General features: G+C 62.3%; 19 protein-coding genes. 9 read left to right on the top strand and 10 right to left on the bottom strand.

Features of this window, described 5'->3' with window-relative positions; genetic code table 11:
• Positions 1–144: 144 nt before the first annotated feature.
• The 5 genes from ACIQWO_RS01345 to ACIQWO_RS01325 all read left to right on the top strand — a co-directional run bounded on the left by ACIQWO_RS01345 (position 145) and on the right by ACIQWO_RS01325 (position 4,172).
• On the top strand, positions 145–516 hold the full coding sequence (locus ACIQWO_RS01345) for a DUF2917 domain-containing protein (RefSeq protein WP_402818226.1): 372 nt from the start codon (positions 145–147) through the stop codon (positions 514–516).
• Between the two features lie 143 nt (positions 517–659).
• Positions 660–1,346 (top strand): VOC family protein, encoded by a 687-nt coding sequence (locus ACIQWO_RS01340; protein WP_402818223.1) that lies wholly within the window; start codon positions 660–662, stop codon positions 1,344–1,346.
• 77 nt (positions 1,347–1,423) lie between these two features.
• Entirely contained in the window at positions 1,424–2,320 is an 897-nt protein-coding gene (locus tag ACIQWO_RS01335; RefSeq protein ID WP_402818220.1) for a DMT family transporter, read from the top strand.
• 141 nt (positions 2,321–2,461) lie between these two features.
• Positions 2,462–3,652 carry a PLP-dependent aminotransferase family protein gene (locus ACIQWO_RS01330; protein WP_402818217.1) on the top strand — a complete coding sequence of 397 codons (1,191 nt, stop codon included), beginning with the start codon at positions 2,462–2,464 and terminating at the stop codon, positions 3,650–3,652.
• A gap of 64 nt (positions 3,653–3,716) precedes the next feature.
• Positions 3,717–4,172: a RidA family protein gene (locus ACIQWO_RS01325; protein WP_039399369.1), complete on the top strand. Its 456-nt coding sequence runs from the start codon at positions 3,717–3,719 to the stop codon at positions 4,170–4,172.
• A gap of 82 nt (positions 4,173–4,254) precedes the next feature.
• Here the strand turns inward: ACIQWO_RS01325 and ACIQWO_RS01320 are convergent, their stop codons facing one another.
• Positions 4,255–5,532, bottom strand: a complete 1,278-nt coding sequence (locus ACIQWO_RS01320) for an MFS transporter (protein WP_233325277.1) — start codon at positions 5,530–5,532, stop codon at positions 4,255–4,257.
• Positions 5,533–5,663: 131 nt separating this feature from the next.
• Between ACIQWO_RS01320 and ACIQWO_RS01315 the strand changes: the two genes are divergently transcribed.
• The gene (locus ACIQWO_RS01315) at positions 5,664–6,584 is read left to right on the top strand and encodes a LysR substrate-binding domain-containing protein (protein WP_402818211.1); all 921 of its coding nucleotides are present in this window, start codon (positions 5,664–5,666) and stop codon (positions 6,582–6,584) included.
• 19 nt (positions 6,585–6,603) lie between these two features.
• On the opposite strand, the gene ACIQWO_RS01310 is transcribed toward ACIQWO_RS01315, so the two are convergent.
• The 9 genes from ACIQWO_RS01310 to ACIQWO_RS01270 all read right to left on the bottom strand — a co-directional run bounded on the left by ACIQWO_RS01310 (position 6,604) and on the right by ACIQWO_RS01270 (position 17,515).
• Entirely contained in the window at positions 6,604–7,056 is a 453-nt protein-coding gene (locus ACIQWO_RS01310) for a CopD family protein (RefSeq protein ID WP_150664773.1), read from the bottom strand.
• A gap of 11 nt (positions 7,057–7,067) precedes the next feature.
• Positions 7,068–9,404 carry a DNA topoisomerase IV subunit A gene (gene parC / locus ACIQWO_RS01305; RefSeq protein ID WP_402818207.1) on the bottom strand — a complete coding sequence of 779 codons (2,337 nt, stop codon included), beginning with the start codon at positions 9,402–9,404 and terminating at the stop codon, positions 7,068–7,070.
• A 260-nt stretch (positions 9,405–9,664) separates the two neighbouring features.
• Positions 9,665–10,621 carry a lytic transglycosylase domain-containing protein gene (locus tag ACIQWO_RS01300; protein ID WP_402818204.1) on the bottom strand — a complete coding sequence of 319 codons (957 nt, stop codon included), beginning with the start codon at positions 10,619–10,621 and terminating at the stop codon, positions 9,665–9,667.
• Positions 10,602–11,021 (bottom strand): DUF4399 domain-containing protein, encoded by a 420-nt coding sequence (locus tag ACIQWO_RS01295; protein WP_402818201.1) that lies wholly within the window; start codon positions 11,019–11,021, stop codon positions 10,602–10,604. The genes ACIQWO_RS01300 and ACIQWO_RS01295 overlap by 20 nt, the downstream gene beginning before the upstream one ends.
• 150 nt (positions 11,022–11,171) lie before the next feature.
• Positions 11,172–13,151, bottom strand: coding sequence for a DNA topoisomerase IV subunit B (locus ACIQWO_RS01290; RefSeq protein WP_402818199.1), 1,980 nt, complete (start codon positions 13,149–13,151; stop codon positions 11,172–11,174).
• Positions 13,152–13,466: 315 nt separating this feature from the next.
• Positions 13,467–15,398, bottom strand: coding sequence for an ATP-binding cassette domain-containing protein (locus ACIQWO_RS01285; RefSeq protein ID WP_402818197.1), 1,932 nt, complete (start codon positions 15,396–15,398; stop codon positions 13,467–13,469).
• A 126-nt stretch (positions 15,399–15,524) separates the two neighbouring features.
• Complete coding sequence (locus ACIQWO_RS01280) at positions 15,525–16,004, bottom strand: GNAT family N-acetyltransferase (RefSeq protein WP_402818194.1); 480 nt, start codon at positions 16,002–16,004, stop codon at positions 15,525–15,527.
• A 141-nt stretch (positions 16,005–16,145) separates the two neighbouring features.
• The gene (locus ACIQWO_RS01275) at positions 16,146–16,379 is read right to left on the bottom strand and encodes a hypothetical protein (protein ID WP_046291456.1); all 234 of its coding nucleotides are present in this window, start codon (positions 16,377–16,379) and stop codon (positions 16,146–16,148) included.
• 620 nt (positions 16,380–16,999) lie between these two features.
• Positions 17,000–17,515, bottom strand: a complete 516-nt coding sequence (locus ACIQWO_RS01270; RefSeq protein WP_046291455.1) for a membrane protein — start codon at positions 17,513–17,515, stop codon at positions 17,000–17,002.
• 184 nt (positions 17,516–17,699) lie between these two features.
• Here ACIQWO_RS01270 and ACIQWO_RS01265 point away from each other — a divergent pair, with 184 nt between their 5' ends.
• The 3 genes from ACIQWO_RS01265 to ACIQWO_RS01255 all read left to right on the top strand — a co-directional run bounded on the left by ACIQWO_RS01265 (position 17,700) and on the right by ACIQWO_RS01255 (position 20,972).
• Entirely contained in the window at positions 17,700–17,900 is a 201-nt protein-coding gene (locus ACIQWO_RS01265) for a hypothetical protein (protein ID WP_402818189.1), read from the top strand.
• Between the two features lie 150 nt (positions 17,901–18,050).
• Positions 18,051–19,769 carry a glutamine--tRNA ligase/YqeY domain fusion protein gene (locus tag ACIQWO_RS01260; protein WP_402818186.1) on the top strand — a complete coding sequence of 573 codons (1,719 nt, stop codon included), beginning with the start codon at positions 18,051–18,053 and terminating at the stop codon, positions 19,767–19,769.
• 255 nt (positions 19,770–20,024) lie between these two features.
• Positions 20,025–20,972, top strand: a complete 948-nt coding sequence (locus tag ACIQWO_RS01255; protein WP_402818183.1) for an urea transporter — start codon at positions 20,025–20,027, stop codon at positions 20,970–20,972.
• Positions 20,973–21,235 lie beyond the last annotated feature (263 nt).

Raw genomic sequence — 21,235 nt, 5'->3', positions numbered from 1 at the left:
GTCTGCCCCTGCCGCTCATGGATCGCCACTCTACGCCAGCCAGTTTCCCTGTCAACTCATAACTGTACCGAGAATTACATCACCATCTGTATCGGTACTGTACCGGAGTTAACCGATAAAGTGTCCTCTCAACTGGAGACCGCCATGCGTGAAATCCGACTCTTCGAACTGGACCGGGAACAGACTGTCGTCTGGCAGCGCCCGGCTGCCGAACCGCCGCAGTCGCTGCAAGTGTTGCAGGGCCTGCTCTGGCTCACCGTGGAAGGCGAGCCGCACGACCATTGGCTGCGTGCAGGCGAGAGCTTCGAGATTCGCGGCGGGCAGCGCGTGTGGCTGGGCACCTGGCAGGATGGCGCGCGCATGCGTGTGAGTCAGCCTGCGAAGACGCTTTCTGCGTCTGGCAGCGGACGCATGCTGGGTACCGGATTGCGGCTGGTGTGGCGCAACCTTGCGATGCGCCTGGCGAATCGTACGAAGCGGTCCGATGGGACGGTAGCGCGACTCTCTCGCGGGTAACCCAGGTAACACTGGACGCACAAGTCGTGCTGCGGACCGTTCCTGCCGAACTTACCGATGCAGGTCTCGGAAGACGCGGCATCGGCGCGCAGGCAGAGTAAGCTATCGTTTTTTGTCGCCCGTCTTTGCTGCCCGAATCGAACATGACCGCACCTCACGCCCTGAAACTGGACCACCTTGTCGTTGCCGCAGAAACGCTGGAAGCGGGCGAAGCGCACGTCATCGAGCAACTTGGCCTCACGGACGTCGTGCCGCAACGCGGCGGTAAGCACGCGCGCATGGGGACGCATAACAGTTTGCTGGGCCTGTGGGGCGGTGCCTATCTGGAGATCATCGCCATCGATCCGGAAGCCCCTGCACCGGGCCGTGCGCGCTGGTTCGGACTCGACGACGAAACCGTTCGAGCGCGCCTCGCACGCGGTCCGTACCTTGCGCACTGGGTGGCGCGCGTCGATCGTCCGCGTTCGCTGCCGCGCTGGCAGGCGCAGTATCCGCAACGTCTGGCACCGGTCGTGGCGATGCAGCGCGGCGCACTGACGTGGCAGATCGGCGTGCCCGACGACGGTAGCCTGCCGTCGTGGCAAGGTGCGGGGCAGGGTCTGCTGCCTACGCTGATCCAGTGGGATTCGCCGCAACATCCGGCAGATGCGTTGCCGTCCGCCGATTGCGCCGTCACCACGCTGCGTGGATTCCATCCGCAGGCGACGGTGATCGCAGAACAATTGCAGTGGTTGGGTGCCGATGCCCTCGTCAACGTCGAAGCGACGCTGGTCGAGCCGTCGCTCGCCGCAGAAATCGAAACCCCCAACGGCCCGCGCACCTTGCGTTAGGCCACAACCGATCCAAACGCCCGGCACAGTGCATGGCGGGCGGACAACATAGCAACAGAGAACTACGAGGCGACACCATGAATTCGCGCGAATCCCGGGGCATGCTGATCGGATTGATCGGCGTGCTCATCTTCAGTCTGACGTTGCCCATGACGCGCATCGTCGTGGCGGAGGTCAATCCGCTGCTTAACGGACTGGGACGCGCGTTGGTGGCGGCCGTCTTCGCGGGCGCGCTGCTCTGGTGGCGCAAGGAACCGTGGCCGACGTGGCCGCAGGTCAAGAGTCTCGCCATCACCTCGCTCGGCGTGATCATCGCCTTCCCCGTCTTCTCCGCGTGGGCGATGAAAACCATCCCCGCGTCTCACGGGGCCGTGGTCAACGGCCTGCAGCCCTTCTTCGTCGCGATCTACGCTTATTGGCTGGGTGGGGAACGTCCTTCGCGTGGCTTCTGGGTGTTTGCCCTGCTCGGCAGCGCCCTCGTCATTGCGTTCGCGCTTCGTGCCGGTGGCGGTAGCCTGCATGCGGCGGACGGACTGATGTTGCTTGCCGTCGTCATTGGCGCACTGGGTTATGCGGAGGGCGGCAAGCTCGCACGCGACATGGGCGGCTGGCAAGTGATCTGCTGGGCACTCGTCGTCTCCGCACCGGTGTTGCTGGTGCCGGTCGGCTGGCTTGCGTGGCAGCAACCGTGGCCGGTGAGCGGCAAGGCCTGGGGCGCGTTCGCCTACGTCACCCTCTTCTCGCAGTTCATCGGCTTCTTCGCCTGGTATGCCGGTCTCGCCATGGGCGGAATCGCGCGTGTAGGCCAAGTACAATTGCTTCAGATTTTCTTCACGATTGCGTTGTCCGCGCTCTTTTTCGGCGAACAAGTCGATGCGGTCACCTGGCTGTTTGCCGCTGGTGTCGTACTGACCATCGCACTCGGCAAAAACATGAAGATCGGCGCCTCGCGACTCACGGGCAAACCGGTCTGACGACACGTCGCGGCGCATGCGATCCCTGCGCCGCGATGGGTCAGCCCCCTGACGTTGCGCCTGCCTCCACGCGCCCGGCACTCGCAACGCTCGATACTCGCGGCCGCTCAGAAAAGGCCGCACTCTCAAAGCGAGACCATCATGCACGATTGGCAATATTCCGAACGCGCCCGCAATCTGACCAGCTCGGCCATTCGCGAAATTCTCAAGGTCACCGAGCGCCCGGACGTCATTTCCTTTGCTGGCGGCCTGCCCTCGCCCGCCACGTTTCCCGTCGCACAAATGCGGGCTGCCGCTGATCGCGTCCTGACCGAATCGCCGCAAGCGGCGTTGCAATACAGTGCCACGGAAGGCTTCGCGCCCCTGCGCGAATGGGTCGCCAAACGTTACTCACGCGACGGTCTGACGGTTGCACCTGAGAACGTACTGATCACCACCGGCTCGCAGCAAGGTCTCGATCTGATCGGCAAGATCTTCATCGACGAAGGTAGCCGCGTCCTCGTCGAGGCACCGAGCTATCTGGGCGCACTGCAATCGTTTTCGCTGTTCGCACCGAAGTACGTGCCAGTGCCGACCGATGATCATGGCTTGCTGCCCGAGGCACTGACGCCGGAAATGGTGGCAGGCGCGCGCTTTCTGTACGCCATGCCGAACTTCCAGAATCCGACGGGACGACGTCTGCCGATGGCACGACGCGAGGCGCTGGCCGCCATCGCCAAACGCGACGGCCTGGCCATCATCGAAGACGATCCCTACGGCGAACTCGACTACGAAGGCCAGCGTTTGCCGAGCCTTATGTCGCTCGCGCCGGAGCACGTGTTGTACATGGGATCGTTCTCCAAGGTGCTCGCGCCCGGATTGCGACTCGGTTTCATCATTGGCCCGAAGGCAGTGATCGCCAAGCTCGTGCAGGCCAAGCAGGCCGCCGATCTGCATACGCCCAGCCTGACACAACGCATCGCATACGAAGTGGTCAAGGACGGCTTTCTCGACACGCACATCCCGTCGATCCGCACGCTCTACGCCGCACAGGCGCAGGCCATGCTCGCTTCGCTGAAGAAGCACATGCCAGCCGACGCCACATGGACCACACCCGCAGGCGGCATGTTCATCTGGTTGACATTGCCCGCAGGCATCGACACCATGCAGTTGCTGCAAAAAGCGATCGCACAGAATGTCGCGTTCGTGCCCGGCGCGCCCTTCTATGTGGGGACGCCGCAATCGAACACGCTTCGACTGTCGTTCGTCACGGTGCCGCCCGAGAAAATCGAAATCGGTGTCGCGCGTCTTGGCGCGCTGATCGCCGACGCGCTCACGCGCCGCGCCGCCTGACCCGCCATCGGAATCGATTGATCCGCGATTTTGTTCCATTAACGAATTTGCAAGGAAGCCGTACATGTCCGTCTACGACAAACTGAAGCAACTGGGTATCGAACTGCCGTCGTCCGCCGCCCCCGCCGCCGCTTACGTGATGGCCGCACAGACCGGCAACACCGTGTTCCTCTCGGGCCACCTGCCCAAGAAGGACGGCAAGATCTGGACCGGCAAGCTCGGTCAGGACGTCAGCGTCGAAGATGGCAAGGCTGCGGCACGCGCCACCGCCATCGAGCTGATCGCCACGTTGCACGCCCACACGGGCGACCTGAACAAGGTCAAGCGCATTGTGAAGCTGATGAGCCTCGTGAACTCGACGCAGGAATTCACCGAGCAGCATCTGGTGACGAACGGTGCATCGGAACTGTTCGGCGAAGTCTTTGGCGACGCAGGCAAGCACGCCCGTTCGGCCTTCGGCGTGGCGCAGATTCCGCTGGGCGCGTGTGTCGAAATCGAACTGATCGCCGAACTTGCCTGACGGCATCTCGGCATCGCAGCATACGACAACAGCCACCCTCGGGTGGCTGTTGTTTTATGTGGATGCAGGTGAAGCGTAACGGTTACGCGATGGCGGCCGGTTTTCCCGTCCCGTACGCACGGCGCATGGCGATCGCCACGCCCAGCGACAGCACCACAGCCACCGACAGCAACGCGACCACGCCATGCCAGCCATGCGACTTGAGCATGACGCCCGAGAAGCTGCCCAGCAGGCTGGACCCCAGATAGTAGAAGAACAGATACAGCGCGGAAGCAATCGCTCGCCCTTCCGTGGCGCGCCGTCCGACCCAGCTACTGGCCACGGTGTGCGCACCGAAAAAGCCGAACGTGAAGATCGCCAGACCGATCACCACCCCGGACACTTGCGACGCGAGCATCGTGAAAAGCCCCACCATCGCCAGCGCAACGAGCGCCCACAACAGACGGGGGCGTCCCACACGATCCGACAGCGGCCCCGCGATGAACGAACCGACGACGCCGATCAGATACATGGTGAAAATCGCGCCGATGGCAGCATGCGGCAGATGAAACGGCGGTGCCGACAGATAGAACCCGAGATAGTTGTAGACGCTGACAAAGCTGCCCATCATCAGGCCAGCGAACAGGTACAGACCGAGCAACGCCGGGTCGCCCAAATGTCGGCGTGCATGCCCCAGCGCTTCACGCACCGTCATATGACGCGGGGTAAAGCGACGCGAATGCGGCAGACTCCGGGCAAATTCGAGGCCCATTGCGAGACACACAAGGCCGATCAGCCCCACCGACACGCGCCACGAGAACATGTCGGCGACAAATGCCGCCATCACTCGACCGGCCATCCCACCGAGGATGTTGCCGCCGATATAGAGTCCCATCGACATGCCGAGCGAGCGCTGATCGATTTCCTCGCTCAGATACGCCATGGCGATTGCCGGTAATCCGGACAAAGCCAGCCCCTTGAGCGCCGCCAGAATCACGATGGTCTCGAAGTTCGTCGAGAATGCGCTGGCCAGTGTCAGAACGGAAGAACTGAGCAGCGCAATCGTCATCATCCGCTTGCGACTCACGCGATCGGCCGCGACACACGTCACGAGCAAACCGAGCGCCATCATCATCGTGGCCGCAGACACGGACCAACTGGCCTGCGCCGGGCTAATGCCGAACGTGGTCGTCAGCAAGGGCAACAGCGATTGCATGCAGTAGAGCTGCGCGAACGTCGAAAAACCACCGAAGAACAGCGCCCGGCTGATGACCGCGTATTCGCGCGTGCCGCGCGCAACGCCCGCCGGGAGTTTGGGGGCAGACGCACTAGCGGCGGACGCGCCGCCGGAAGACAAAGGTAGGGAGTTGGTTGATGCCATGACGCTGGCTCGCCTCGCGCGAACCAAGGGTGAAATGTATACAACGAATGATAGGTTTGCCGTTACCTCGCGTCCAATATATATTTAAGCCTCATTTCTATATATAAAACAGATCAATCGAGGCCCGAGGTATGGAACTGCGTCACCTTCGCTACTTCGTGACCGTTGCCGAGGAGCTGCATTTCAGCCGGGCCGCGCAGCGCCTTAACATCGGGCAGCCGCCGTTGTCGATGCAGATCCGGGCGCTTGAGGATGAATTGGGCGTGCCGCTTTTCGAACGCTCACAACGACGCGTCTTCCTGACACCGGCCGGTCGCGCGTTTCTCGTGCGTGCGCGACAGATTCTTGCCGACGCCGAAGCGGCGCGACTCGAAGTGCAACAAATCGCCGGGCTCGATGCCGGGGAGTTGCGTATCGCGTTCACGACCTCGGCGCCCATGACGAACCTGATGAAACGCGTGCTGACAACCTACCGTCAGCGGTATCCGCGTGTGACGCTGACGCTCAGCGAGGCACCATCGGAGCACCAACGGGAAGCCCTCATCGAACGGACGCTGGACATCGGTTTGCTCCGTCAGGCAGAGAACGCGCCACCCGTGGCAGGACTCAGTTTCGAGACGTTGATCGACGAAGCGCTGGTTGTTGTCATGCATCAGGGACATGCGTTGGCCAAGCACGCCAGCGTGTCGATTGCCGATCTGGCAAACGAAGCGTTCATCATGCATCCCAACGGCGTGGGCACGGCAGTCGACGGACAGATTCGGAGGATGTGCGAGCGCGCGGGTTTTACACCGCGTGTCGTTCAGGAGGCGCGCGAGTCGACGACTATCGTCGCCCTCGCGGCAAGTGGATTGGGTGTTGCCGTGCTACCGGCCGCCGTGCGTTGCATTCAGATCGAAGGCGCGCACTTCATGGACTTCAGCGAACCGGATGCGCACTCGGCGCTGCTACTCGGCAAGCGCCGCGATGACAACAGCCCTCTCGTGCAAGCGTTTGTCACGCTGTGTCATGAGGTGGCCGGGAACGTCGACAACGAAACCCGGCCAGTCTGAATCACGTCAATCGCCAAGATCAGCCGCGAAGCGACGCCGCCAATCCGATCACGACGATCCCGAGCACGAGATTCAGAATCACGAGACGACGGATACCGTTGACGGCCGCCGCACCGTCCGGCCACGACTGCGCCTGCACGGCCCGTTGCAAACGGGGGAACAGTGCGAAGCGAATGTGACCGAAGACGAGCATCATCAGCACGCCGATCCCCGCCATGGCATGCACAGGCCAACGGGCATGCAGACCACCCATGCCCATCATCATGTGCCCGCCAGATAGCAGGATCAGCACGATGGCAACGCCCACCCAAGTGAAGAAGCGCGTGAGTGCCGCCTCCCACAACGGCAGACGCTGCTGCGGCGACAGCTCCGACGACGCTGGCCGCAGACAGGCCAGCGCAAAGAACATCCCACCGATCCAGACGGCCACGCTGACCAGATGCAGGAACAGACTGAAGGCGTAAACGCTCATGCGGGACTCCGTCAGGATGCCTTCGGCGCGGCCGGCAACACCGGCTCGAGCGAACGCGGTTTGAACGTCGCAAACTTCACATTCGGCGAACGGCCCTTGCGCGCACGCTTGCCGATGTTCGGTGCGAGCGATGTGCCCGACAGCGTCTCGGACTGAATCTTGCCGCCGCGCACCTCGCCGTACACCGTCACGCCCGCCTCGCTGATCGGCACGGCCGACACCAGCGTCTGCTTGGCTTCGAGACCGATCAATGTCACGCCGCGTCCACCGCCCGTCAGCGCCTTCATTTCGTCCATGCCGAACACGAGCAGCCGCCCGTCGCTCGACAGACACGCGACCGCACTGGCGCCCTGCCAGATCGGCGTCGGTGCGAGCGGTTCAGCCCCGTCGTCGATGGTCATGAACGACTTGCCCGCCTTCACGCGGCTCACCATATCGCCGAGCTTGGTCGTGAAACCGAAGCCGGACGACGTTGCGAGCAGCAGCGGTTGATCGCCGGACGCTGCGTAGTAATGCATCAGACGCGAACCCGACTCCAGTTCGATCAGCGACGTCAGCGGCACGCCGTCGCCACGGCCGCCCGGCAGCAGGCCCACTGCCACCGAATAGACGCGCCCGTTGCTACCCCATGCGATCAGCGGGTCGACGGTGCGGCATTCGAACGCGCCGTACAAGGCGTCGCCTTGCTTGAACGAGAAACCTTGTGCATCCAGTCCGTGCCCCTTGAGCGCACGTACCCAGCCCTTGGCCGACACCACGACCGTCACCGGCTCATCGACCACACGAGCTTCTGCAACCGCACGCTTCTCTTCCTGAATCAGCGTGCGACGATCGTCACCGAATTGCTTCGCGTCGGCTTCGATTTCCTTGATGATCAGACGCTTCATCGCGCTGTCGTTGGCGAGCAGATCTTCGAGTTTCGCCTTCTCGTCGCGCAACGACGCCAGTTCCTGCTCGATCTTGATCGCTTCCAGACGTGCCAACTGACGCAGACGAATTTCCAGAATGTCTTCTGCCTGACGCTCGCTCAGCTTGAACGCACTCATCAGCGCAGCCTTCGGCTCGTCGGACTCGCGAATGATGCGAATGACTTCGTCGATATTCAGGAAGACGATCATCCGGCCTTCGAGAATATGGATACGGTCGTCGACCTTGCCCAGACGGTGACGCGTACGACGCGTGACTGTCTCGAAGCGGAAGCCGATCCACTCGGTGATGATGTCGCGCAGCGACTTCTGGCCCGGACGGCCGTCGGCACCCACCATCACGAGGTTCACCGATGCGCTCGACTCCAGGCTCGTATGCGCGAGCAGCATCGTGATGAATTCTTGCTGATCGATGCGGCTCGACTTCGGCTCGAACACCAGACGAACGGGTGCGTCTTTACCGGACTCGTCGCGCACGGCGTCGAGCATGGCCAGCATCGACTGCTTGAGGTTCTGTTGCTCCGGTGTGAGCGACTTCTTGCCGAGCTTGACCTTCGGGTTGGTCAGTTCCTCGATCTCTTCGAGCACCTTCTGGCCCGACGTATTCGGCGGCAACTCATACACCACTGCCTGCCACTGGCCGCGCGCCATTTCTTCGATCTTCCAGCGCGCACGCATCTTGAGGCTGCCGCGTCCGCTCTCATACGCGGCGCGAATCTCGGCTGCGCTCGAAATCAGTTGCCCGCCGCCAGGGAAGTCCGGTCCCTGAACGTGAGTCATCAACTCAGCGTCGTCCATCTTGGGATTGCGGATCAGCGCCACGGCCGCCGAGGCCACCTCGCGCAAGTTGTGCGACGGAATTTCCGTGGCGAGACCCACGGCAATGCCCGACGCGCCGTTGAGCAGCACGAACGGCAAGCGCGCGGGCAACAGGCGCGGCTCTTCGGTCGAACCGTCGTAGTTCGGCACGAAGTCGACGGTGCCCGCATCGATTTCGTCGAGCAGCAGCTTGGCGATCGGCGTCAGACGGGCTTCCGTGTAACGCATGGCCGCCGCGCCGTCGCCGTCGCGTGAGCCGAAATTGCCCTGACCGTCGATGAGCGGATAGCGCATCGAGAAGTCCTGCGCGAGACGCACCAGCGCGTCGTACGCGGACTGGTCGCCGTGCGGGTGGAACTTGCCGAGCACGTCGCCGACGACGCGCGCCGACTTGACCGGCTTGGCATCGGACGCGAGGCCCATTTCGTTCATCGCGAACAGAATGCGGCGCTGTACCGGCTTCTGGCCGTCGCAGACGTCCGGCAGTGCCCGGCCCTTGACCACGCTGATCGCGTAGTCCAAATAAGCGCGCTCGGCATACGCGCCGAGCGTTAGCGTGTCGTCATCCGACGGTTGCGTAAAGAGATCTTCTACTTGTTCCATAAAACCTGTGGGTTTGCTGCGAACGTTTGACGAGAGTTCGGGTGGACGTTGACCGCGAGATCATACCAAGCTCACCGGCACATTTCGGCAAAAACGCGTCCGAATGGCAAAGCAAGACGTGATTTCAGCGCGACGGCCATCGAAATTGCCGACATTCCGCGCGGATTTCAGAGAATTCTGAGCCGACCAACGGAAGACGCGCGGGACTTCGGCTTCGGAGGCGATTCCGAAGACGCCACCAAGCGGCGTCAACCGATGCCTCAGTCCGTGGCCGGCGGCGCGGACAGTGTCGACGCAGCCGAGTCGCGTATCGAAGCGTTCGGCATGGTAGCAGGCACGACGGGCAGGCCCTGCGGTGCGCCCAGAATGACGTGGATGCGGCCGTCGCGCGAGCCGTTGACACGCGCGTTACCAATCTTCCCGCCGTCTCCGCTCGCGCGGATGACGCCATTGCCCGGCGCGGCGTCAGCACCGTCCGGGTTGAAGCGTCGGTAGAGTTCAAGCACGGCTGCGACGTAATCGCGCGTCTCTGCATATGGCGGGATCTGGTCGGCGTGACGTGCCACAGCCCCCTCACCCGCGTTGTACGAGGCGAGTACGAGTTCGAGACGATCGGGATAACGCGCTTGCAGATCACGCAGATAACGGGCGCCTGTCAGCACATTGGTACGCGGATCGGTGAGTTTGTCGGCGACGGTGCGGCGCGCATCGGCCCGCAAGCCATAGCGCTCCCCGGTCGTCGGCAACACCTGCATCAGACCGACGGCGCCTTTGGGCGATACCGCATTGCTATCGAAACCCGACTCGGCCGCGATGACCGCTTTGAGCAAGGCCGCGTCGACATGAAACTTCTGCGCTGCCTGCGCAATGACGGGTGCGAGCTTTTTGAGATTGGGATGTCGGGCCAGCGCATCGTAGAGACGCGAGCGGTCTGCACCGGTGACGACCGCGCCCTGCTGCTGCGCACGCAGGTCGACGTTGCCGCCGTTACCGCCGTTACCCACCACGAGCCGATAGCGCGCATCGAGCTTGCGTGCCGCGAGATGCGCGACACCGTTCTCGTCGACGTAACCGTAGAGTTCGGCGTGCGCGAGCGGCGTCGCGACAAGCAGCGCGGCTGCCAGCGCGGGCCCTGCGAGTTGCCGCAGAGAGAGCTTTCGGCGCAGCGCCTGGAGGCACTGCGCCGTCGAAACCTGTTTATTGCTGACCTTTGACACGCACCTTGATCGTCTGGCTCATGGCCGGACCGTATGAGCGATGGGCACCGTCAGCGAATTGCATCGTCAACGTGTGATCGCCCGGCGTCAGATTGACGCTCGTTTCGGTCTGACCTTTGCCGAAATGCAGGTGGCTGTCGTCGGTAGGAACGACCTGACCTGCCGGAATCGAATCGCCGTCGATGATGAGATGGTGATGACCGGTATTGGGCGATATCTCGCCCGCCGGTTTGATCGTCATGCCTTCGACGCCGAACTGGACCTTTACCGGATTGGACACCGTTGCGCCGTCCGCAGGGGCAACGAAGAAGACGCGCGGCTGGGCCGACTGTGCCAAGACGGTGGCGCTTGCGCTGGCAAGCAACATCGGCACGAAAATGCAACGCATAGAACGCAACATAACGCGACTCCCGGAAGGGTGAAGGGTGGATTATCCCACTATGTGAGCGCTCACGCTGGTTTGCCCTGCGTGAGCGCGACTTCGCTACGATTCAAGTGCTGTATCTGCAGTGCCGACGCCGCGCCTGCGGTCCTTCCTGTGTTGTCAGGCTCAGATGTCGGCTTCCACTTCATTGCCCTTGGCTTCAAGCCAGCTACGGCGTTGCGCCGCCTCGCCCTTGCCCATGAGCATGTTCATGCGCGCTACGGTCGTGTCGAAATCCAGATGGCCGAGCGCCACCGGGCTCAGGCGGCGAGTGTCGGGATTCATCGTCGTTTCCCAAAGCTGTGCGGCACTCATTTCGCCCAGGCCCTTGAAGCGGCTGATGGACCATGCGGTTTCGCGCACGCCGTCCTTGCGGAGCTTGTCGAGAATGGCTTCGAGTTCGCCTTCGTCCAGCGCATAGAGCTTCTGTGCGGGCTTCTTGCCGCGCGCAGGCGCATCGACGCGATACAGCGGCGGACGCGCCACGTACACGTGCCCCGTAGCGATGAGTTGCGGGAAGTGACGGAAGAACAACGTCAGCAGCAGCACCTGAATGTGCGAACCGTCGACGTCGGCATCGGAGAGGATACAGATCTTGCCGTAACGCAGATTGGACAGATCGGGCGTGTCGTTCGCACCGTGCGGGTCGACGCCGATCGCCACCGCGATGTCGTGCACTTCATTGTTGGCAAACAGGCGATCGCGCTCGGTCTCCCACGTATTGAGGACCTTGCCGCGCAGCGGCAGAATCGCCTGAAATTCCTTGTCGCGGCCCATCTTCGCCGAGCCGCCTGCCGAGTCGCCCTCGACCAGGAACAGTTCGTTGCGGGTGATGTCTTCCGTCTCGCAATCGGTCAGTTTGCCCGGCAAAACGGCCACGCCCGAACTCTTCTTCTTCTCGATCTTCTGGCCAGCACGCGTACGGGCTTGTGCCTGACGAATCACGAGTTCGGCGAGCTTCTTGCCGTGCTCGACGTGATGATTGAGCCACAGCTCCAACGCAGGACGCGTGAACGACGACACGAGCCGCACGGCGTCGCGACTGTTCAGACGTTCTTTGATCTGCCCCTGGAACTGCGGATCGAGCACCTTCGCGGAGAGCACGAACGACACGCGGGAAAACACATCTTCCGGCAACAACTTCACGCCCTTGGGCTGAAGGTTGTGCAATTCGATGAAGCCGCGCACCGCCTGGAACAAGCCTTCACGCAGCCCCGATTCGTGGGTGCCGCCAGCAGGCGTGGGAATCAGGTTGACGTACGACTCGCGGACCTGCGCGCCATCCTCCGTCCAGGCTACGACCCACGCAGCGCCTTCGCCTTCGGCAAAGCTGTCTTCGTCGCCCTCGGCAAAGCGCTCGCCTTCGAAGAGCGGAATCAGCGGCTCTGCACCGCCCAGCGATTCCACGAGATAGCCGCGCAGGCCGTGCTCGTAGAACCACGTCTGTTCTTCGCCGTTCTTTTCCTGACGCAGCGTGACGCGCACGCCCGGCAGCAGCACCGCCTTCGAGCGCAGCAGACGTTGCAGTTCGCCCAGCGGCAATGCCGGGCTGTCGAAGTATTTGGCGTCCGGCCAGACAGTCACGCGCGTGCCGCTCTTCTTCTCGCCGCGTTGCGACGCACGCGAGTGAAGCGCCACGTTGACGTTGCCGCCGTCTGCGAATTCGAGTTCCGAGACCTGACCGTCGCGCCAGACGGTCACGGCCAGCCGGGTCGCCAGGGCGTTCGTCACCGACACGCCAACGCCGTGCAAGCCGCCGGAGAAGGTGTAAGCGCCGCCAGCGGCCTTATCGAACTTGCCGCCTGCGTGCAGGCGCGTGAACACGATTTCAACCACCGGCACACCCTCTTCCGGGTGAATGCCGACGGGAATACCACGGCCATCGTCCTCGACGCTGACCGAACCGTCTTTGTTCAGGGTGACGAGAATCTGCTTGCCGTAACCGCCCAGCGCTTCGTCCGAAGCGTTGTCGATGACTTCCTGAATGATGTGCAGCGGATTCTCGGTGCGGGTGTACATGCCCGGGCGCTGCTTGACCGGCTCAAGGCCCTTCAGGACCTTGATGGACGCTTCGCTGTACTGGGCAGGCGTATTTTTTTTCGACATAGCGTGACTGAATTGGGGTACGACGCCCGGCGCTTATCCACATTTCCTGTGGACAACCACGGGGAAAACCCATTAACACATGACAAAAGTGACGCCGGATCAACGACTTGTGTTGCGGCGCCCACATAATGGGCACTTCGAATAGGCACTTCGGGTGCGCGATGCCTGCCGACGGACTGGCAGGCCCATCGCGTCCGATGAATCGCGGCCTATTGTACTGTCACTCGCACTGCACTCGAATGACATGGACCATTGGCCCAATGAAACGCGGCCGGAAAACCGGCCGCCAACGACGTTGTCACGACGAGAGCGTACTCACGCGTTCTCGCCGCGCTGCTTGGCTTCAAGCACTTCCCAGCGTTCGAGCGCTTCGAGCAATTCCAGTTCAATCGCTTCGAAACGTTCAGACAGCGCCGCACCCGCAGCCGGATCTTTCACAAAGATCGAACCGTCTTCGATCTTCGCTGCGGCGTCCTTCTGCTCGTTTTCCAACGAGGCAATGCGCTCCGGCAGTCCGTCCAGTTCACGCTGCTCTTTGTAGCTGAGCTTGACGGTGCGGTTCGTGCCGCGCTTGGGCGCTGCCGCCGATTCCTTCGGTGCTTCGTCCACCGGTGCACGCTGCGCAGCCAGCGCAGCCGAGCGCTCGCTCTGTACTTGCCAGTCGGTGAAACCACCGACGTATTCGCGCCAGTTACCGTCGCCTTCGGCTGCGATCACCGACGTCACCACGTTGTCGAGGAATGTCCGGTCGTGGCTCACGAGGAACACGGTGCCGGTGTATTCCTCCAGCAGCTCTTCGAGCAGTTCGAGTGTCGGGATGTCGAGATCGTTGGTCGGTTCGTCGAGCACCAGCACATTGGCAGGACGCGCGAACAGACGAGCGAGCAACAGACGATTTCGCTCGCCGCCCGACAGCGATTTCACCGGAGAGCGCGCGCGCTCGGGGGAGAAAAGGAAGTCACCGAGATAGCTCATGACGTGCTTGCGCGCGCCATTGATTTCGATCCAGTCGCTGCCCGGGCTGATGGTATCGAGCAGACTGCGTTCGGGATCGAGCTGTGCGCGCATCTGATCGAAGTACGCCACCTGTAGGTTCGTGCCGACGCGAATTTGCCCGCTGTCCGGCGTGATTTCGCCGAGGATCAGCTTGAGCATCGTCGTCTTGCCTACGCCGTTCGGGCCGACCAGGCCGACCTTGTCACCGCGCATGAGCGTCGCGGAGAAGTCACGCACGATGGTGCGTCCACCGTACGCCTTCGTCACGTTGGTGAGTTCGGCCACGATCTTGCCGGACTTCTCGGCCTGCGACACGTCCATGCGCACATTGCCCTGCTGCTCACGACGTTCAGCGCGATCGTTGCGCATCGTCTTCAGACGCTCGATACGTGACACGCTGCGCGTGCGGCGAGCCTCGACGCCCTTTCGGATCCACACCTCTTCCTGCGCGAGCAGCTTGTCGAACTTCGCATTCTCTACGCGTTCGATTTCAAGCTGTTCGGCCTTGCGCTCCTGATACTGCGTGAAATTGCCGGGATAGGAGAGCAGACGCCCGCGATCGAGTTCGACGATGCGCGTGGCCACCCGGTCGAGGAAGCTCCGATCGTGGGTGATGAACAGTAGCGCGCCGCGATAGCCGACGAGCAGTTCTTCAAGCCAGCGGATGGCGTCGAAATCCAGGTGGTTGGTCGGTTCGTCGAGCAGCAACACCTCGGGTTTCGCAACCCACGCCTGCGCGAGCGAGACGCGCTTTTGCATCCCGCCGGACAGCGCGCCTACGCGTGCATGGCCGTCGAGTCCGAGTTGCGCGATCGTCGTCTCCACGCGGGTCTTCAACTGCCACGCATCGGCAGCATCCAGCGACGATTGCAAGGTGTTCAGGCGGGCGAGCAGCGCGTCATGTTCTGCGCCTTCCGGTGCTACCGACAGCGCTTCCGCGGTGCGGTCGTACTCGGAGAGCAAGACGTGCGACTCACCAAGGCCGAGCGCCACGGCATCGAACACGGACTGTTCGGGATCGAACTCGGGCTCCTGCTGCACGTAGACAGTGTGCAAACCGGCCTGACGGGCCACCAGGCCATCGTCCGGCGTGGTGAGGCCCGCCACGATCTTGAGCAGCGAGGACTTACCGGCGCCATTGCGTCCGATAAGCCCGACGCGCTCACCGGCTTCGAGCGAAAAATCGGCATTGTCGAGCAATGCCAGGTGACCGAACGCCAATTGGGCGCCGGTGATGGAATACAAGGCCATGTGTCGGGAAACGCGTGAACTACGATGGGAGATATTGTAGTGCCGGGCGCGATGGCCCGGCCGATATTGCATTTTGCTGCTTGGCTCAGCGTGCGATTGCGCGATTCGCAAACGCGCCGTCGGCCACTACTGCGGCTGCACTGCGGGGCGCACCATTTCGATATGCATGATGCCGTCTTCGTCATACGGCTCACTCGCCTTGACGAAGCCGAACCCGCCATAAAACGCCTCGAGATGCGCCTGCGCGCCGATGCGCACCGCAGCGGTCGGCCATTGCGCTTCGGCAATCTCCACTGCGCGTGCCAACAGCTCTCGACCGAGGCCGGTGCCGCGATGCGAAGCGGCGGTGATCACGCGTCCGATCGACGCTTCGTCATAGGCCAACCCGGGCGGCAGAAGTCGCAAATACGCTGCGATTCGCAGGTCGCTTGCCGGGTTCGCGCTGTCGCGCACTTGCGCGACCAGATGCAGGCTGTACGGATCGCGACCGTCGATGTCCTGATACGGGCACGCCTGCTCGACCACGAATACCGCGTTGCGTGCGGCGAGGACTCGGTAAAGCAGCGCGCTGCCCAGTTCATCGAACGACTTGCACATCCATTCCATTACCGACTCTCCAGCCAATGCAGTGCGAAAGGCCGGACTATAGCACCGTCGCAAAGCGACGATGCCAGCATCGCGCACATCAGGTATGGGGGAATAAGCGGGAAAAACGGGGACGAGGTAATGCGGAAGCGGCCGTCGACCTTATTGGTAGTAGACGATGCCCTGTTCGATATCCGCGCGAGCGTTGCGTTCGGCGTCGTCGAGGGCGTTACCTTGCGTGGCAAAACCGTAGGCGCTCTGAACCTGATAGGCACCCACTTTTTCCATGCCGCGCTGTGTCGGGCGGTGAATCTCGTAGAACGCGTCCCAACGGGCGTTGTCTCGCTCGACTGCATGGACGCTGTACTGGAATTCTTGGTATTGCGATGTTTTCATTTTGTATCCTTCTTTACTGCAAAAAATTTGACTAATAACTATCCCTCTCGAATCGGCTTACGGTGATGAGAGTGCAATTTTGCACAAATGTTTCCGTGAAGTGCACGCAGCCTATCTGCCCAATATGACGGTAATGCGACATAAGCATGACTGACATACGACAGACGACGCTGCTGAACGTCGCACACGGCAAAAAGACCGGGTGCGTTCCGTCATGCGCACGCAAGGCGCAATTCCGGTGTTCTGTACGACTTCCTGTTTCGGGGATCGATGGCCAGCCGTTTTGTCGTAACGGCGGCGTGAACGTCTAAGCGTTCAAGGTGACATGTGTCGGCACATCGTGCGACACATCTGTAGTGATTTTCGTGCCACACGTTGGCTGATGATGCCGGGCGGGTGGAACACCTGCCGGGCGCTTCATGCCACGGGAAACTGCCTTCAGCACATCCGAAGATGACGGACGGACGAATGCAGTTGACGCATCATAACAGAAAAATATGTTATTTGCACCAAAGTGCGTTCACCCGACATATTGACCGACCGACGGCATCACGCGCGGACGCCCGTCAGTCGAGTGAAGGCCCCGTCCCGCAAGGGTTTCCGGGGCATTCATGAGGCGTTCAGGCGGTCTCTGCCCGTTCCTCCATCTGACGCAGCACCCAGTACATATACCCCGCGAACGCACCGAAGATGATGTGCCCGGCCAGCATCGTCCAGCCACGCGACTCGGTGAACCACGGGAACATCTGTGTCATGACGTAGAAATTGACGACGTACACGATCAGCCCGAAGACGCCACCGGCAACCGAGACCGTGACGACATCCGAATCCAGCCGGAACGGCGCAATGATGGCCCCGAGAACCACGCCGAGCACGACACCGATGGCCGCATGCACCATCAGCGCCATGGCCACGATCGACACGTCGAACGTCGCGGGCTGCGACAGGATGCCGGGGCCAAGCACGATGGCCGCCACCATGCGGGGCGGCACCCACGGGCTCTGTCCCGAAACGAGCAGCACCATGAGCATTTCGACAGCGGAAAAGAAAGCGCAGGCGACAAAGCCTGCGACGGCGGCCGCCGCCCAGTCCGGCGAGCGGTGCGTATAGCGATGCGAGCTGAGATGCAGTTCCATGACTTCCTCCCATGAGGGGGGCCGAAGCACGATTGGTACGATTGGCCCCACCGGCGCGACCGGCAGTGTTTTCAGGATAGGACACAATCCGGGAACCGTTGGGAAGGCGGGAAAAGCCCCCCTGCCCGTCTGCCTATACTGCCGGTACGCCCTGCAATGGGTGGGGCGCTTCGGGAGACATCTCATGGCTAACTCGTCAGGCTTGCTTGCTCTGCTCGTCAGCATCGTGCTCATCGGCTTCCCCGTTTGGCGGATTCTCACCCGGCTCGGCTTCTCCCCCTGGTTCACGGTGCTGGCGTTCATTCCGGTCGTGAATGTCGTCTCTCTGTGGCTGCTGTCGTACGCCAACTGGCCGATCCAGCGCACCACGGTGCAGACGACCTGATCAGGGCCCCGCGCGGTCCCGGATCCATCGAATGTGAACCACGACGACCGGCATCACGGTGTGATGCCGCGTCGACGCCCGATCAGACGCTCGCCCGTGGTGCAATGCGGTACGGTAGAATATTCGCCAAACTCCGAACACTGGACAGGCATGAGCACAGAGCTGAACGCGGCATCCAATTTCATCCGCAACATCATTGACGAAGACAACCGCTCGGGCAAATGGGGCCAGCGCGTGGAAACGCGCTTCCCGCCAGAGCCCAACGGCTATCTGCACATCGGTCACGCCAAGGCGATCTGCGTGAACTTCGGCATGGCGCGTGATTACGGTGGCGTGTGCCACCTGCGCTTTGACGACACCAACCCCGAGAAGGAAGAGACCGAATACGTCGACTCGATCATCGACATGGTCAAGTGGCTCGGCTTCAGCTACCAGACGCCGCAGAAGGAACACCTCTATTTCGCCAGCGACTACTTCGAGCAGCTTTATCAGGCAGCCGAAATCCTGATCCAGCGTGGCAGCGCCTACGTCGACAGCCAAAGCGCCGACGACATGCGCGCCAACCGCGGCACGCTCGTGGAGCCGGGGAAGGATTCGCCGTTCCGCAATCGCACGGTCGAGGAAAACCTGGACCTGTTCCGTCGCATGCGTGCGGGCGAATTCGCCGACGGCACGCACGTGCTGCGCGCGAAGATCGACATGGCATCGCCGAACATCAACCTGCGCGATCCTGCGATCTACCGTATCCGTCACGCACATCACCACCGCACGGGCGACGCATGGTGCATCTATCCGATGTACACGTACGCGCACCCGCTCGAAGACGCCATCGAGAACATCACGCACAGTCTCTGTACGCTGGAGTTCGAAGATCAGCGTCCGTTCTACGACTGGGTGCTCGGCCAGTTGGCTGACGCGGGCATGTTCTCGCGCCCGACCCCGCAGCAGATCGAATTCGCCCGCCTGCAACTGACGTACGCCATCACGAGCAAGCGCAAGCTGCGTCAGCTGGTCGACGAAAAGTACGTCGACGGCTGGGACGATCCACGTATGCCGACGCTGGTCGGCCTGCGCCGCCGTGGCTTCACGCCCGAGAGTCTGCAATTGTTCTGCGACCGCATTGGCGTGGCCAAGTCGGCGTCGTGGATCGACATGAGCATTCTCGAGCAAGCCCTGCGCGACGACCTCGATCCGAAGGCCCCGCGCGCCACGGCCGTGCTCGACCCGCTCAAGCTCATCATCGACAACTATCCGGAAGGCCAGCAGGAAGATTGCCACGCCCCGGTGCACCCGCACTTTCCGGAGCGCGGCATGCGCACGTTCCCCATCTCGCGCGAGCTGTGGATCGAACGTGAGGACTTCCAGGCAGAACCGGTCAAGGGCTTCTTCCGTCTGTTCCCGGGTAACAAGGTGCGCCTGCGCTACGGTTACGTCGTGGAATGCACGGGCTTCGATACGGACGCAGACGGCAACGTCACAGCCGTGCATTGCAACTACTTCGAAGACAGCCGTTCGGGCACGCCGGGCGCAGACACCTACAAGGTCAAGGGCAACATTCACTGGGTCAGTGCGTCGCACGCGCTGGCGGCAGAAGTGCGCATCTACGACCGTCTGTTCCTCGATCCGAATCCGGACGCTGGCGAAAAGAACTTCCTCGACGCCCTCAACCCGAACGCCAAGCGCGTGACGCAAGCCTATGTCGAGCCGGGCATGCTGAACTTCGCGCCGGACGATCGCGTGCAGTTCGAGCGTCACGGCTATTTCGTGGCCGATCGTCACGATTCGGCCCCGGGCAAACCGGTGTTCAACCGTATCGTCTCGCTCAAGGACAGCTGGGCAGTGAAGCCAGCCAAGGGCGGCGGCAAGTAAGCCGCTCCCCTGTCGTCCGCAAAAGCCCGCGCCATCAAGCGCGGGCTTTTTGCATTTTGGCGGGCAACGGGGCGAGGCGTCCCTTGGCCCGTCGAAATCTGCAATACCGACTATAACGAGTCCGCGCGCCCGCTCATCGGGGTTCGGCGTAACCTCGCGCCCTAGGCTCTGCGCCACGCTACGTGCGCTATGACGCGACGGACAGTGGTCGCTTGTGAGCCGGTCATCCGACTCGCCCGATCCATCGTCACCCTCATGTCCCTGCCTCATCCGTCGTCAGTTCCGGCATCGCCTGCGTCGATGACCACGCCATCGCCTACCGATCAACCGCATGGGTTGATCGACGAACTGCGTGGAACGATGGCCAACTTCGCCCAAATCTATTTCATTCCGTCGGCCGGTATCGGTGCTTTGCTGCTGGCCGTGCTAGCCCTCTCGGATCTGGCCGCTGCCGTGACCGGACTGGCTGCCAGCGTCACGGCATCCGGAGTCGCCATCGTGATGCGCTTGCCGCAGGCGCAACGTCACACGGGCTTGTTCGGCTACAACGGGGCGCTGACAGGGATTGCCTTCGGTGCCCTGTGGCATCCGGACGCAATATTTGCCGCGTGGCTGGCCGTTTGCGTCGCCCTGACGGTCGTGGCAACGGCGGCCCTCGTCCGACGCGGACTTCCCGCGCTAACGGGGCCGTTCGTCGCCGTCATGGCCCTTTCGTGGGCCATGTTGCCGTGGCTCGAACTCTCGTCGCGTGTGGGTTCGCTCGCTTGCGACGTGGGTTCGCCAGGCTTCGTGTTCTGCTCCGTGGGACAAGTCGTCTTCGTGGCACCGCTGGTGCTGGGCTTGCTGACGTGGTACTTGCTGGCGCTCTGGAACGCTCGCGCCACCGTTTGGGCGCTAGCTGCCGGGGCGGCGGTCTGGGCGATTTTGGTCGTGCTGGCTTCACGTTGGCCGTCAATGGCGGCTCAGGCAGGCGGTGTCGGAATCAATGCTTTCCTTGCCGCGCTGGGTCTTGGCGTTTTCGGACGCCGCCCCACAATGCGACTCACCGGTGCCGCGCTCGCGGCTGTGATTTGCGTGATTCTGGGTGGTTGGCTAACGCCGCGCGGATGGCCGTACTTCACGTTGCCGTTCAATCTGGCCGTGTGGATCGTACTGGGTGTGACGACCAAGGATCGGCAGGGGCGACGCGCAGGCGACGCATAAAAAAATACCCGGAACGCTGCCGTTCCGGGCACTCGCTCAACGCGAACCCCGTGGTTCGAAGCTGCCGTCTGTGCGGCGAAGGATTTTCTCCAAGCTTCCCCGTGTGGTTTTGGCCTGCCCTTGCTCATTTCAGAGCATTTTGAGCACATCGCTATTGTTTTACTGCTTCCTCCCTGACGCCCACTAACGCCCCCCGACGTTGCGAACCGATACCGAAGCCCAGGCCTCTTGCGTGCCATAACCGTATAAACGGCCGATAACGG

This window comes from Pandoraea sp. NPDC090278, from assembly GCF_044772185.1.
GTDB lineage: Bacteria > Pseudomonadota > Gammaproteobacteria > Burkholderiales > Burkholderiaceae > Pandoraea.
Note: the sequence above shows the minus strand (reverse complement) of the source record. Positions and strands in the feature narration are given on the sequence as shown.